The following is a 15,278-nucleotide window of genomic DNA, read 5'->3' as shown; positions in this document are numbered from 1 at the left end:
AATTTTTGTCATGGCTTTTGTTGTTAGTAACATAATGGCGGACTAACCTAGTTCGCTTCACAGCAGTTATTGCCACTTACGATGATAAGCACCTAAGGTGGTTTGGCTACCTTCAGACAAGTTAGCTAAGGTATTCATCCACGCTGTTTCTACTTGATATTGCTCGGGACTTTGGGCAAAACGGTCAAGCGCCATACGCCAAGTTTTCGCCACTTGCTCAACATAAGCAGGGCTACGCTGGCGGCCTTCAATTTTTACTGAGGCTATGCCCATTTTGACTAACTCAGGGATCAGCTCTAGGGTATTTAAGCTCGTTGGCTCTTCTAAAGCGTGATACACATTGTCATCAACTTCAAAACGGCCTTTACATAGCGTGGGATAACCGGCATTTTCGTCAGGTTGATAACGGTCAATCAGGACATTATTTAATCGGCTCTCTAAACCTTGATCGGTTTCTTGCCAGCGTACATATTTAGCTGGAGAGCAAGCACCTGCGGTATTGGGCGACTCACCTGTCATGTAAGATGATAGATAACAGCGCCCTTCTGACATAATACATAAGCTACCAAAAGCGAAAACTTCCAGCTTAACAGGGCTAGTTTTCGCTAATTGACGCACTTGTTGTACCGATAAAACGCGTGGTAATACCACACGCTCAACAGCAAAGTTATTTTTAAAAAACTTAATCGCTTCTAAATTAGTGGTTGATGCTTGCACTGATACATGACGCTCAACATCTGGGTACTTTGTTGCGGCGTAATCTAAAATACCTAAATCGGCAATGATCAAAGCATCACAGCCAATAGCGACAGCATTATCTACCGCTGTTCGCCAACGTGCTTCGCCACCGGGATGCGCAAAGGTGTTAATGGCTACATGCAACTTTTTACCATGTTGGTGAACATAGTCAGCCGCTTTTGCCAATTTGCCATCATTAAAATTAAGACCGGCAAAGTGCCGAGCATTGGTATCATCTTTCATTCCGATGTAAACAGCGTCAGCACCGTTATCAATCGCTGTTTTAAGTGCGGGCAAATTACCCGCAGGACACAAAAGTTCCATAACATCCCAACCTAAATTAACTATGCGGGGCAGTTTACCTAGCTTGGATAAAACATTATTTGATATAAAATAACTAACTTAGCGTTGATAAGGTTTTTATTTCAGCTCGGTAATGCAAAATTAACAAAGCCTCGAGTCAACTTTGATCTACTTCATAAAAGCATTACTGAGCCTGTGCTACTGTTCTATATATGTCGTCTGGCACCCGCCAGCTATAGCGAGAGAAAAATGGACCAAACAGTGAACAGTCAACTCAGTAAGCGACTAAACAAGCAATTAAACTTAAACAATATTCCGTTAAGTGTGCGTCAGCATGCCTTGTCATTTGTACCTAAAATATTAAAGCCCAGCTTGCGTTTTGTGCCCTTTTTTGCCCAAAAATCACTGCTGATAGCAGCACTGCACTCAGTATTTAAAGAAGCAATTGACGATGGTGATTTTGAATTTTTAACTGATAAATGGTTAAAAATATCGATTACTGATATTGATCTACATTGGTGGTTAAGCTTTCAAAACAATAACCTTGTTATGGCTGCACCAAGCCAAGCCATACAAGAAGATGTTAGTTTTAAAGCTGCTGGTGACGATTTATTACTTATTGCCGGCCGTAAACAAGACCCAGATACCTTATTTTTCCAACGACGATTACAAATTGAAGGTGATACTGAGCTCGGTTTAGAAGTAAAGAACTTAATTGATGCTATTGACCTTGACCAGCTACCAAGTAGTGTTCATAAAATTATTAACATGCTGGCCGAGCTTGTTCAGCAAACTCAATATGAAATGAAACACGCTCAGCAATAATTACGCAAAAGAGACGCGACAATATCAAATAACCACCTAGCAATATAAAACAGATAAATGCCGCTAACTGCCAAATAAAAAGCTGCCAGTACATCACGGGCAGCTAAAAATTCAAATATTCATCGTTATGTGTTCAGTGCTCTGTCAGAGTATTTGTTGAGGCTGGCATTGAGAGCATTCAACTATACTGGCTGAAGCGGTTTGTAGTATGAGATATAAGCCAACAGAAAAGATAAACAAAAAACAATAAACGTTCCTAAGGTTTCCTGACCATAAGTTAAGACGTTAAAGTGAAATAGAATATTTTCCACAAAACCTAAACCAAAGCCACAGGCTAGCAACATTTTGCTATTTAAATTTGCTGGCGCGCGACATATCTTTGCCAACAAATACCCAGCAACCGGAAATGTTGACCAAATAAAAAACACCAGTACAGAGAAAAACATCGCTAGAGGGGTAATATTTGAAACAATTAACTTTTCAACTACAGCATATGACTGTGCCAGAATATAGCCTAGATATAAGTACCACATAACACCTACTTTACTCATTGAATGATAGTTCTATCGCTGATTTTACAGCATAGGTGTTCTATAACTTTGATCTAGGGCGTGCAATTTAAATTTTATCATCAAGCCAGTTAACGGGAATGTAGAGATGAAACGCGCATGGCAGAAAATCAACAGACCTTGTCACAAATGAAGCGAACACGCTCTCTAACTTAGTCAAACTGATTTTTTGCTTGCTTGGCATGGCCATCATGCACTTGAACTAACTCGCTTGGTAAGTTGAGTGAAGTGCATAAGTTATATTTCATCAATTTGAATGGTTGAGTGTCGGCTTAATCACGATTTAATTGCTTAATTCTAGCTTAGTTCTGGCTTAATTCTTTTGATTATTAATGCTTATTTTTTCGATTAAATTAACTGACTCAAACGTAGAATTCGCATTCATTCTAAAGTCTAACTGGACCACATTATCTTTTAACACTTTTTTAGGATCTGGGGCATATTTCCACTGTTTTAACGCTCTAATAGATACCCTATTAAATACATTTTCAGGTATGGCGGTTAATACACTAATATTTTTCGGACTTCCATCTAGATCAATATCAAACTTTAATAGCACAGCACCTTCAATTTCATCACGCGCAGCGCGAATGGGATATTTAGGTTCTATACGTAAAATGGGCTCTATGCTCGTGTTTATTTTTGTACTAAACTCAACTTTTTTCTGACCATTCATCCATTCGTTATTGCCCGCAGCACTTACACCAGAGACCAAAGCCAAGGTAGTAATGGTAAGTAATACAACTTTTAGTTTTGATTTTTTTGGGGTTAACTTAATGTTATTAATACTTTCTAACATTATATTTTTATCTCCATAACTCATAAAGGATAATAGCGCAAAACTTAAGAGGGGCAGTTTGTTAACCATCTTATTAATAGCTTGCTGTAATTAATCCAAAATTAAACAATTAAACTGGCACTCATTCTAAATTAGCTCTAATGCCGATATCCTTATTCAATCACATTTTATATTGGATCACGAACAATTTAAGTACTAATTAAGCGGACACTGGCGCCAAGTAAGCAATCATTAATAATATCATGTCTGATTACAATCAGACGAGACCACATAGGTACAACGCAGGAATAAGTCCAAATGAATCAGAAAGAAGGTATGAGTTAAGCAGCAAAACTGTGGCCAATATTACTTGACCACTTCAGTATTACTGTAGTGAGGGTTAGAAAGATTGTTTGTTAATTAGTTGACTAATTATTTCACTATTATTGTTTTTCCCTGCAACTAAAGAATATTTCGATCCTGAAACAAAGCTATATTCAAGCGCAGTTATTACACCTTTATTTATGATGCTAACAGACACTAAATCCTGACCACTGGGGCATGAAATCGTTTCATGTGGGGTTTCTTTATTATCTATCACGTCCATAGCAGTGCCGCTAGAACAATTTACGCGGTAGCTCAGTTGCTCTAGCCCTGTAAAATTAAAGATGTCTATTTCAATAGACTTTGTATCTTCCAACGTATTATTGAGCTTGATAAGACTGGTATGAACCGCGGGCTCATTTAGAGCTGAATCAAAAGATGGATATGCTACCACAACGTATTGGGTGGAAGCTTCAATAGTGGATTGGAATGTTATTTCTATCTTCTCAGAGACACTTTCTTTAGTATTAGAATCTAGACTAGTTATTTCTAATTGGTTATGGCCAGGCGTAGATATTGTGAAACTTAAAGCTTCATTAACTCTCGATACAAATACATCATTTTCAGAAGTATATGCTGGTACGCCGAATACTGTTTTCCCTATTTTTGTGACGTTATCCTGATCTTTAGAAAAATCAACATTAAAATCAAGAACTTTATCACTCATATTTAAAACTCCTACAGCTAAGTTACTTTCCGTTAGTTGCGCTTTTGGCGTAGTAACTTTTGTTACAGGTGTAGTTGTAGGCACAGATTTTTCTGAGCCACCTCCTCCACACGCTGTCAATAAAAATGCTGTTGAAATTAATAGCGTTAGCGTCATTGTGTTCATAAATTTTTCTCGAGTTTTAAGTGCCTTATAGAACGCGCTATTGTAAGGTTTTCTAGAGAAAATGCTGTAAGGTATTATTGTACGGTTTTGTATGTGTTTGTATGTATTCGTGTGATTGTTATTGAATCATGGTGCGTATTAGCTCAGCTTTACCCTTGTTAGTTGGAAGGAAGTTAGCCATCAGCTATTTATAACTTGGAGTTGTTTTGAAAAAGTCTGATCAGGTTTCACCATACTTTTTATATGATTTAGATAAAATTCGTATATTTATCGAATTGTCAGATAAAATTAACAGAAATTAACAGGACACCCTTCCTAAATTATCGTCATAAATTTAACAAGCTTAATCTGTCTACTAAGCTCAAGTATTTAGCGTGAGTTAAACACTAAAGCGAAGATTTAAAAAATTAAAGCGTAAAAAATCAGCATTAGTAAAACCGTAACACATCTACTAATACTGACTAATGCTGATTTAGACTGAAAATTAAGCGGGGCTCATAGAATCAGGCATTTTTACCGCTACAACCGTACCTTTAGCGCAAACAACCTTGTTTGCCGATACTGTTATCTCTACCACCACTTTTTTAGCTTTAACTTCAATAAAGCGGCCGATAAGTTCCAGTTCAACGCCCATCGGCGTGGGTGCTAAATAGCTAACATTTAATGCTGCCGTTACAAAGCGCAGTGCAGGTAAAGTCCCCATTGCACGCTCTGCTTGGCGATATGCCATGGCAGCAGCGCTACCCGTGCCATGACAATCAATCAGTGAAGCAATTAAACCGCCATAAACAAAACCAGGAATAGCAGTATGACGTTGTTCAGGCATAAAATGGGCAACGGTTTCTTCAGCCGCTTGTTCACTCACATTGCCTTGTTCAGTATGCCAATAACTTTTTAGTTGATGACCATCATGGTTATTTTTACCACAACCATAACAGTGGCTAAGTTCTTCTGGGTAACAGTCTTGAAAAGCCATGTTGCTCAAGGGTAACTCCTTTTTATATTGTTGTTGGTTATTATGCTATGGCTAGGCTATAACTAGGCAATAACTCTTTGATCATCAATAACTTTACCATCATCAGGTAAGCCCCCTAAAGCAACAAGTTCAACACTCCCATTGAGTTTGGTTAATTGCTTTAAGCTATCGCTAAGTTGATTGACTAATAGCTGGGTATCGATATCCGCATTATGTGTATTATCAAACTCACACTGTAAGTGCATTTTATCTTGATGATCTTGCTGAGTAACGGTTAAACGTACTTTCGGACAATATGTTGTGGTTAAACGCACCCGTTCAATTTGCTCCGGATGCACAAACATGCCTTTTACTTTTGTCGTTTGATCTGCTCGTCCTAACCAGCCCTTGATACGCATATTGCTGCGACCACAAGCGCTTCCTCCTGGTTTAATAGCCGATAAATCACCTGTTGCAAAACGAATTAAAGGGTAGTCAGCATTAAAACTTGTTACCACTACTTCACCTATTTCGCCATCTGCTACGGGTTCTAAACTGCCCGGTCGAACAATTTCAACAATAAGGTTTTCTGAAATAATTAATCCGTCATCTGCGACGCTTTCATAACCAATTAAACCAACATCGGCACTGGCATAGGCTTGTAAAACATTAATTCCAGCCTGAGTGAATTCATCGCGCAAAGCTTTGGGTAACGCTTCGCCTGTTACTAAGGCCTTTTTAAGGCTGCTAATATCGCGATTTTGCGCCTTTGCTTTATTGATTAAAATATTTAAAAACGATGGCGTACCACAATAGCCCTGAGGTTTTAAGTCTTCAATTATATCGAGTTGCTGCTCAGTTTGTCCTGGCCCTGCAGGAATAACAATGCAACCACAAGCACGTGCGCCTGAATCGAGAATAAAGCCACCTGGGGTTAAATGATACGACAAGCAATTTTGCACTAAGTCACCAGCAACAAAGCCCGCGGCATGGAAAGCTTGTCCCATTCGCCACCAATCATCTTGGCAACGTTCAGGATCATAAATCGGTCCGGGAGATTGAAATATTCGGCTAATTTGACCATTACTGGTGTTCATACCTGCTAAGGGTAGCTGACGTTTTTGCAGGGTAATGAGGTCTGATTTTCGCGTGATAGGTAACTGTGCAAGCGCGGCTCTTGAATTAATACTATCAGCATTAACATCCGTTAGCAGCGTTTGATAATAAGGACTATGGCGCTGCGCATTAGCAATAAATGTCGGTAATCGAGAAAACAATGACTGCTCTCTAGCTTGGCAAGCTTGATGTTCATCGGGGTGATAATATGTCGTCATAATAGCTCAAAGTTATGTTGAAAATTACTGGTGATTGAAGATAATTGATTCTATCCATCATGAATAAAATCAGTAAATAGCCCTAGTAAGGGCTATTAATATGGCATTTAATGCCTGCCTGATAATATCTTGTCGGCAGAAAAACGTTAAAAATAGTCGTGCTGAACACATGCGCTACTGCAATTACAACCAGCGCTTACGGCGCTTATAAGACTTCAAACCTTTAAAGCTTTTACGCTCTTCATTACCGCCACCAAGATAAAACTCTTTCACATCTTCGTTATTTAATAACTGCTCCTGTGTACCATCAAGTACCACCTTACCTGACTCCATAATGTAGCCATAATTTGCAGCTCTTAAGGCATAGTTAGCATTTTGCTCAACCAACAACATGGTAATACCCTGATCTTGATTAATTTTTTTAATAATGCCAAAAACTTCTTTAACCAACAATGGTGATAGACCCATTGACGGCTCATCTAAACAAATCATTTTGGGTCGTGCCATCAATGCTCGACCAATGGCGAGCATTTGCTGCTCTCCGCCTGATAAATATCCCGCTAAACCCGTACGTTCTTTTAAACGAGGAAAATAGTGGTAAACCATTTCTATATCTTGGTTTATTTGCGAGTCTTTACGGGTATAAGCACCCAACTTTAAGTTTTCTAATGACGTCATATCTTCGATAATTCGACGACCTTCCATCACCTGAAACAGGCCACTACGCACAACGTCTTCAGCGTTTTTACTATCGATACGTTCACCCAAAAAAGTAATGTCGCCTTTAGTAACTTCACCATTTTCAGTTTTCAACAAACCTGAAATCGCTTTTAGTGTCGTCGATTTACCTGCCCCATTAGGCCCTAATAGGGTAACAACTTCACCTTCTGGTACATCTAAACTTACGCCACGAAGTACTTGTATGACTTCGTCATAAACGACTTCAATATTGTTTACTGTTAATATTGGTGATGCAGTTTGTAATTTTGTCGCTGCTTGTGACATACATACTCCGTATAAATTATGCTTTACTACTCGATTTATTAATCACTAAAAGGTTACTGAGCAAAGTGTTTTCTTCGCCCAGTAACTTGTCATTTACGCGCTAAGTATTAATAACCTAACCAGTCATCACGACGTTTCAAGGTAACTTGTGATACTTTCTCAACGGCAATATCGCCACCGTTGTAGTTACCTTTGTAGATATTAACTTGGTTAATGCCACGGTGATCTTCATTAGTCCAATTGGCCGCTAAGCAAGCACCTTCAAGCCCTTTTGGCACCCAGTTTTTGCGTGCATACATACCTTTTTTGATATTTTCGCCAGTAATACCACCGTTATCTTTTGCCCACTCCATTGCTTCTTTCATGAAGAATGTAGAACAAACACCACGAATATAATGATGTACACGCACTTCTTTTCCAGACTCATCTGATTGCTTAGAAATTTCGCGCACGAGCTTCATACCCGGTACATCATCAGTCCAAAACGGTGTCATGGTTGGGAAAACATAATCTTTTATCCCCTCACCCGCTGCGCTAAATATTTTCTTATCGCCGCCCCAGATATTCGACATAAATTGAATATCTGTGCCAACGGTATTACATGATTTAACTAAGGATAAAACGGAACCACCTAAATTACCGATATAGCCATAATTTGACCCTGAACTTTTTAAGCTTAAACATTGCGCTTTAAAGTCACCTGGCTTCATTGAAACAACCACTGCAGGCTGTACGTCAAAACCTAACTCAGTCGCATATTCAGCACAGGCTTGTTTTGGCGCATTTGGAAATGGATGGTTAGCACCAATATGGGTAAATTTCGGTTTACCTTTCTCACCTTTATCTTTCCAATCTTGCGCTGCCCATTGTACTAGACCACGACAAGCATCTGAGTAAGATGCACCGTAGAAAAAATTATAAGGCGCTGGCTTTTTGGTATGCGGGTTCTTACCCGTTGGATCCGTTAAGTGTCCTGAGTATGAAGCTGAGAAAACCGGCACTTTGTCTTTAGCAACGAATGAAATAAGCGCTTCTGTATCTGCCGTTCCCCAACCTTGCATCGCAACCATTTTTTTACGAGAATGCCATTTTTTATAAGATGCTATGGCTTGCGGCACTTTGTAGGCATAGTCGATTGTTTCATATTCTAAAGTAGTACCTTTAATACCACCGTTGGCATTAATGTAAGCGAGTGAATCGCGCACACCATCAGCATAGTTTTTACCAACAAAGGCTGTTGGTCCCGACATGTCAGCTAAGTGCCCGACAAAGACAGTATCTTTTGCTAATACCTGAGTGCTCATCCCCAAAGCACAGCATACGAATAGAGAACTTAATTTTGCTTTATGTTGCATGACTATTTCCTTCTTCTTTTAATGGCTATATTGCCAATGACTTGTTGTAATAATTGTTATTTATATTTTTATATTGTTAATTTTCAGTAGATTAGTATGAAAACGGATAGAATTTCCAATAGTTTTTAATTTGTGCCCAACGATGTGCCATACCTTCTGGCTCAAATATCAAGAATAAAATAATCACTAAACCTATCGCCATTTCTTTGATGTAAGCTAAGCCGTCAACCACCATAGGAATATTGCCCCATTCGGTCATTTTCATTAAGCCAACACCACTTTCAAGCACTTCAGGTAAAAACACCATAAACACTACGCCCATCAAGGTACCTTTGACTGATCCTAAGCCACCAATAATGATCATCGCTAAAAATTGAATCGACATGAAAAGTGTGAAACCTTCAGCAGAAACATAACCTAAATAGTGCGCATATAAAGCACCACCAATACCGGCATAAAAAGACGAAACACCAAATGACAATAAACGGTATTTGTTTAATTTAATGCCCATAATTTCAGCAGAAAGGTAATGATCTCGCACAGCGATAAATGCTCTACCTTCACGACTACGCATTAAGTTACAACCCCAGATATACATAAATACTAAGGCAAACAGCGCAACATAAAAGAAGCTTTCATCGGTATCAAAAGCAAAGCCAAACAAGCTAATAGGATCAGCAGATGAACCCGCTGAGCCACCAGAGAACCAATCAGCACGGGCAAAAAAGTCTTCTAAAATAAATTGCGCTGCTAGTGTGGCTATTGCCAAATACAAGCCTTTAATACGTGATGCAGGTAAACCAAAAACCATACCAACACCCATAGTTAAAAAGCCGGCCAGTGGAATACAAAACACCACTGGGATACCAAATGAGACGTTCATCCAGGCGGAGGCAAACGCACCAAAGCCAAAAAATGCCCCGTGTCCCAATGATATTTGTCCGGTGTAGCCCACTAAAATATTTAAACCTAAGGCTGCAATACCTAAATACGATATTTGAATAAATAGCGTTAAATAGTAGGCATCAACCAAATATGGTGCTGCACATAATAAGGCGATCGCAATAATCGCAAAGTTTCTGATGGTTCTGGTTTCAAAAATGGTGTTATCTTGTTTATAGCTAGTACGGAAATCACCGCACGGTCGCATCGTTAAACTCGACATAATTAACTCCTAAAAACTCGATGTTATTCGCTGTAAATTGGCGCTACCGCTTTATCAGTAGCGCGCTCAATTTTGACGACAATATTTTCATTACAATGGCGAAATGTTAAATTCGTTCAATATCTTTAGTGCCAAATAAACCATAAGGCTTGAACCAAAGAATAATAAGTAATACGTAAAACGGGGCTATGTCATACATGTTGCCGATATGCAGGTATTGACTGTCGAAAAATTCAGCGACATTTTCTAATACCCCAATAATTAAGCCACCAACAATAGCGCCGATAATGGAATCTAAACCGCCGAGAATAACCGCTGGGAACACTTTAATACCAATAATAGATAATGAGTTTGATACCCCGCTAACCATGGCAATAACCACACCGGCCGTTGCCGAAACTGTAGCAGCGATACCCCAGCTCATGGCAAATACTTGCTTAACAGAAATACCCAAACTTTGTGCTATTTGCTGATCAAAAGCGGTAGCACGCATCGCTAAACCATATTTTGAATGCTTAAAGAACAAGTAGAAAGCGACCATAATAATCAAGGCAATCACCGTACTCATCAAGTAGGCCGTTTCAATCTGCAGCCCTAAAATTTGAATACTTTCAGTCTCAAATACTTTCGGAAAGCTTTGTGCTGACACACCGAATATCCACTTCATTAAGGCTTGGAAAAATATCGATAAACCGATAGTCACCATAATCACCGAAATAATAGGCTCGCCGATCATGGGACGTAACACGATCATTTGCAGCATAATGCCGAATACCGCCATAAAGGCCATGGTCAGTAAAAACCCAACAATAAAGGGTAACTCTAAGTAGATAAGTAATGCCCAACACACCCAGGCACCAATCAAGAGAAACTCACCTTGGGCAAAGTTTACAATTTGAGTCGATTTATAAACTAAGACAAAACACATGCCCACTACACCGTACAATAAGCCAACAATAAGCCCATTGACGATCAGTTGCGTTAATAGCTCAAAATTCATGATGCTCTCCGTTCTATATTTGCTTGCTCAATAGCCGCTTTACTTGATTGTTCATTAGCAATAAGTGACGTTACTTTAAGCTGGGTTTGAATACGGGTTTTGGTGCCATCTTGGAAAACAACCGTGGTATCAATATCAACCACATCTTGGTTGTCATAAATAGCTGAAATAATGTCGCCATACTTATCAGCAATAACACCACGACGTACTTTACGTGTTCGCGTTAGTTCGCCATCGTCGGCGTCTAACTCTTTATAAAGCAATAAGAATTTATGAATTTTTTGCGACTCAGGTAATGACTCGTTCACCCGTGAAATTTCTTCGGCAAGCTTGGCATAAACCTCTGGCAACGTTGATAAGTTGGTATAGTTGGTAAAAGCATAACCATTTTGTTCAGCCCACTTAGCAACAATACTAAAGCGGATACATATAATCGCTGATAAGTAAGGCTTGTCTTTACCTAAAATAACCGCCTCACCTATAAAAGATGAAAATTTAAGTTTATTTTCAATGTATTGCGGTGAGTACTGCGCACCATTACTGGTACAAGCAAGATCCTTAATACGATCAATCACCACTAGATGCCCTGAAGGTTTAAAGTAACCGGCATCACCGGTTTGCATCCAGCCATCAATAACATCTTCGTCATAAGCTTTTTGGTTATTTAAGTAGCCGGTAAACATGCCAACGGTGCGAGAAATAATCTCACCTACGCCCGCTTCATCAGTGTTAATAACTTTAATTTCAGCGCTGTCAAAAGCCACACCAACACTGTCGTAGTCAACATCATCTTCATGATGAATGGTGTACGCGCCACACATTTCTGTTTGGCCATAAAGTTGACGTAAAGGCACACCGATAGTTTGGAAAAATTTAAAGGTATCTGGGCCCATTGCCGCGCCGCCGGTAGCCGCTGACTTTAAAAATGAAAAACCAAGGCGATCTCGTAATGCTTTCATTAATAACACTTCAGCAAGCCATGACTTTTTGCCTTCTGCTTGGCTTTTTTCCGCCAGCTTCATAGCATAATTAAAGAGTTTACGTTTCAGTGGCGTTGAGTCCATCATTCGCGCTTGTACGTCAGCTAAAATACCTTCCCATACGCGTGGCGCTAATAGCACAAAGCTAGGGCCTATTTCACGAAGATCCGACATTAAGGTTTCTTGTTCTTCAACAAAATTGACAATTTGACGCGCAATTAAGGCTTGGCCTAACGCATAAACCTGCTCCATTATCCAAGGTAATGGTAATACTGATACATAGTTATCACCTGGCGCACGTGGGTCAGCTCTGAGATATGAACTACAGTGTTTAACGAAATCACCGCCATTGAGTAAAGCAATTTTTGGCTTAGAGGTGGTACCTGAAGTTGTACAATAAATTGAGATATCTTCGGGGGTTGTTGCTTGCGTTAATTGCTTATAAGCTTGTGGACTTGCTTTTTCTATCTTTTGGCCTAATTGATAAACCGCATTAATATCAACCAATCTAGGATCTGAATATTTGCGCATACCTCTTGGGTCACAATAAACAATAAATTTAACCTGTGGGATATCATCTGCAAGCTCAAGTAACTTATCACATTGCTCCTCATTTTCTGCCACAACAACGGTTGCACCGCTGCTTTCAAGTAAATACACCACTTCTTCGTGCATCGAGTCTTGATAGATACCAATAGAATAACAACGCATGGCATGGGCAGCTACTTCCCCCCAAATCCATTCTGGGCGATTATCGCCAAGTAAGGCAATAGCATCGCCTTGGCTAACGCCCATATCTAACAAGCCTAACGACAACCATTTTACTCGGTCGTTATAATCAGCCCAAGTGAACTCGTTCCAAATGCCAAACTCTTTTTCGCGCATCGCAATAGCATTTGGCCAATTGTCGGCGTTATGTTGTAAAATTTTCGGGAAAGTATTCAACTCGCCCATTTCAAAATCTTTATTCGTTTGAGTTAGCGCAACCATTAGCTTACCTCCTCTAATGTGGTCTGTTGCTCTGCTGACACTTCTTCACTTTCTTCAAGCCCCAAATAAGCACGTTTCACATAAGGGTCGGCCATCACTTCTTCAGGTAAACCACAAATCAGCTTTTTACCAAAATCAAGCACCATCACTTCATGAGAAATATCCATAACCACGCCCATATCATGCTCAATCATGACCACGGTAATACCAAACTCTTCGTTCAAATCGAGAATATATCTCGCCATGTCCTCTTTCTCTTCTAAGTTCATGCCGGCCATAGGCTCATCAAGAAGAATCAACTTGGGATTTAACGCCATGGCACGAGCAAGCTCAACACGCTTACGCAGACCATAAGATAAGGTACCGGCAATGGATTTTCGAATATGAGAAATTTCTAAAAAGTCGATAACTTCTTCAACTTTACGGCGGTGCTCTAGTTCTTCTTTTTGTGCACCCGACGCCCAATATAATGGCCCGGTAAGCCAGTTATTTTTTAATAAGTGATGACGTCCAACCATAATATTATCGAGTACCGACATATGACCAAACAAAGCTAAGTTTTGAAAAGTACGACCCATACCAAGATCGGCACGGTCATTTGGTCGTAAGTTGGTAACATTTTTACCATCAAAGGTGATGCTGCCACTATTCGGTTGATAACGGCCTGAAATGCAATTTAGCATTGACGTTTTGCCCGCACCATTTGGCCCGATAATGGAAAAAACTGAGCCTTTTTTTACTGAAAAGCTAACATCGGTTAAGGCTTTAACACCGCCAAATGCGAGAGATATTTGCTCTATATTGAGTATCGACGAAGTCATACTCAACCTCCTAAATTCAAGTGGGGAATAAAATTCTATTGCGACTCACGTTTTAAAAAAGAGAGGGGGCAAGCCCCCTCCCAAAACGTAACAACGATTGGGAAAGTTACGTGAGCTTCAAACAGTAGAACGGGATAAAAAAGTTACAGCATGTATCGCATAGTGGCTTGTACATAGTTAGAGTCTTTATCTAACTCATCAATAGAGAAGTTACCCACTTCGATACCAACAGCGAGGTCTTTGGTTAAGTCTTGAAATAAGTTAACCCCCCATTGCGAGCGTTCTCGATCAGAAACATCGCCTTCAACTTTGCCGTACAATACCGTTGAACGTAAGGTTTCGGTCCAAAAATGACGATATGCAACAAGTACTGAAGTTACATCCTCGACTTCTTCACCGTAAAGATCTTTAACAGCGGCAACACCTACATAACGACCTAATTCACCTTTGTGGAATTGAAAGCGTATATCATCTTTACCACCCGTTTTAATACGGCCAGCCACTGAGGCACCAAATGCTGACTCACTGTTACCTAAGGTTGTATTTAATTGTCGAGCTAAACCTGAAACTGATACGCTGCCCCAGTCGCCTTTAAAGTTATAACGGGCAACAACGTCTGGTACGCTATCGCTTGCGGTATCACCACCCCAGCTTTCTGGGTTTTCTAACGATACTTGAAAGTCGCCAACGTTATAACGTACTTGGCCTTGGCGAATAAAAACTAAGCCGGTTGTTGCGCCAGCAAAATCGGCTGACTCAGGAATAGCGCTGGTGTTCATAAACGTTGACCAGGTTTGACCAACCGTTAAATCTTTGTATTTCACAAAAGCATGACGAATACGTGGATGGGCTGAGTTTGAGACGATTTCATTTCCGCCACCGCCCCAAAAATCCATTTCAATAAAGCCCATAACATCACCATGCACGTACTTGGTATTAAAGCGGGTTTCATTGGCAAAAATTTTAAACTGTGATGCATCTTGACTCAGTGCAGCACCATCACCTATCCAAAAATCTTTATAGGCAACATCACCATCAACATAGCGAGCATCAATTTTGATGTAACCACCAAAAGTTAATTTATCATTGTCTGTTAAGTCAATTTCATAACCAGCAAATGCGGAACTTGTTGCGGCCATAAACGAAGATGCGAGTAATAATTTTTTATAATTTGAGTGAAACATCTAGCTAATCCCCTTGTATTTTTTGTTCGATCCATACTAAACACGTCGAAAAAATCAACA

The 15,278-nt window shown here is 39.7% G+C and carries 14 protein-coding genes; 1 reads left to right on the top strand and 13 read right to left on the bottom strand.

The genetic code is table 11. The features are described 5' to 3' along the window. Positions 1-66: 66 nt before the first annotated feature. Positions 67-1,062: a ubiquinone anaerobic biosynthesis protein UbiU gene (gene ubiU, locus B0169_RS14025; RefSeq protein WP_077286819.1), complete on the bottom strand. Its 996-nt coding sequence runs from the start codon at positions 1,060-1,062 to the stop codon at positions 67-69. Positions 1,063-1,290: 228 nt separating this feature from the next. Between ubiU and ubiT the strand changes: the two genes are divergently transcribed. After that, a complete protein-coding gene (gene ubiT, locus B0169_RS14020; RefSeq protein ID WP_077286818.1) occupies positions 1,291-1,866 on the top strand; it encodes a ubiquinone anaerobic biosynthesis accessory factor UbiT in 576 nt (191 codons plus the stop codon). A 182-nt stretch (positions 1,867-2,048) separates the two neighbouring features. Here the strand turns inward: ubiT and B0169_RS14015 are convergent, their stop codons facing one another. The 12 genes from B0169_RS14015 to B0169_RS13960 form a co-directional block, all read right to left on the bottom strand. After that, a complete protein-coding gene (locus B0169_RS14015; protein WP_077286816.1) occupies positions 2,049-2,417 on the bottom strand; it encodes a hypothetical protein in 369 nt (122 codons plus the stop codon). Between the two features lie 331 nt (positions 2,418-2,748). Next, positions 2,749-3,234, bottom strand: a complete 486-nt coding sequence (locus B0169_RS14010; protein WP_158077097.1) for a TonB family protein — start codon at positions 3,232-3,234, stop codon at positions 2,749-2,751. 379 nt (positions 3,235-3,613) lie between these two features. Next, entirely contained in the window at positions 3,614-4,429 is an 816-nt protein-coding gene (locus tag B0169_RS14005; protein WP_143323556.1) for a hypothetical protein, read from the bottom strand. Between the two features lie 484 nt (positions 4,430-4,913). Next, the gene (locus tag B0169_RS14000; protein ID WP_328589027.1) at positions 4,914-5,405 is read right to left on the bottom strand and encodes a PaaI family thioesterase; all 492 of its coding nucleotides are present in this window, start codon (positions 5,403-5,405) and stop codon (positions 4,914-4,916) included. A 62-nt stretch (positions 5,406-5,467) separates the two neighbouring features. Continuing rightward, complete coding sequence (locus B0169_RS13995) at positions 5,468-6,718, bottom strand: phenylacetate--CoA ligase family protein (RefSeq protein WP_077286809.1); 1,251 nt, start codon at positions 6,716-6,718, stop codon at positions 5,468-5,470. A gap of 183 nt (positions 6,719-6,901) precedes the next feature. Continuing rightward, a complete protein-coding gene (locus B0169_RS13990) occupies positions 6,902-7,723 on the bottom strand; it encodes an ABC transporter ATP-binding protein (RefSeq protein WP_077286807.1) in 822 nt (273 codons plus the stop codon). A 107-nt stretch (positions 7,724-7,830) separates the two neighbouring features. Then, a complete protein-coding gene (locus B0169_RS13985) occupies positions 7,831-9,078 on the bottom strand; it encodes an ABC transporter substrate-binding protein (RefSeq protein ID WP_077286805.1) in 1,248 nt (415 codons plus the stop codon). Positions 9,079-9,169: 91 nt separating this feature from the next. Then, the gene (locus tag B0169_RS13980) at positions 9,170-10,243 is read right to left on the bottom strand and encodes a branched-chain amino acid ABC transporter permease (RefSeq protein WP_077286803.1); all 1,074 of its coding nucleotides are present in this window, start codon (positions 10,241-10,243) and stop codon (positions 9,170-9,172) included. A 106-nt stretch (positions 10,244-10,349) separates the two neighbouring features. After that, positions 10,350-11,243, bottom strand: a complete 894-nt coding sequence (locus B0169_RS13975) for a branched-chain amino acid ABC transporter permease (protein ID WP_077286801.1) — start codon at positions 11,241-11,243, stop codon at positions 10,350-10,352. Then, a complete protein-coding gene (locus B0169_RS13970; RefSeq protein WP_077286799.1) occupies positions 11,240-13,213 on the bottom strand; it encodes a long-chain fatty acid--CoA ligase in 1,974 nt (657 codons plus the stop codon). Before B0169_RS13970 ends, B0169_RS13975 begins: the two co-directional genes overlap by 4 nt. Next, entirely contained in the window at positions 13,213-14,034 is an 822-nt protein-coding gene (locus B0169_RS13965) for an ABC transporter ATP-binding protein (protein WP_077286797.1), read from the bottom strand. The genes B0169_RS13970 and B0169_RS13965 overlap by 1 nt, the downstream gene beginning before the upstream one ends. Positions 14,035-14,177: 143 nt before the next feature. Then, a complete protein-coding gene (locus tag B0169_RS13960) occupies positions 14,178-15,218 on the bottom strand; it encodes a DcaP family trimeric outer membrane transporter (protein WP_077286795.1) in 1,041 nt (346 codons plus the stop codon). Positions 15,219-15,278: the final 60 nt, after the last annotated feature.

The sequence above is a fragment of the Cognaticolwellia aestuarii genome, assembly GCF_002000025.1.
Classification (GTDB): domain Bacteria; phylum Pseudomonadota; class Gammaproteobacteria; order Enterobacterales; family Alteromonadaceae; genus Cognaticolwellia; species Cognaticolwellia aestuarii.
This window is presented reverse-complemented; position numbering and strand designations above follow the sequence as displayed.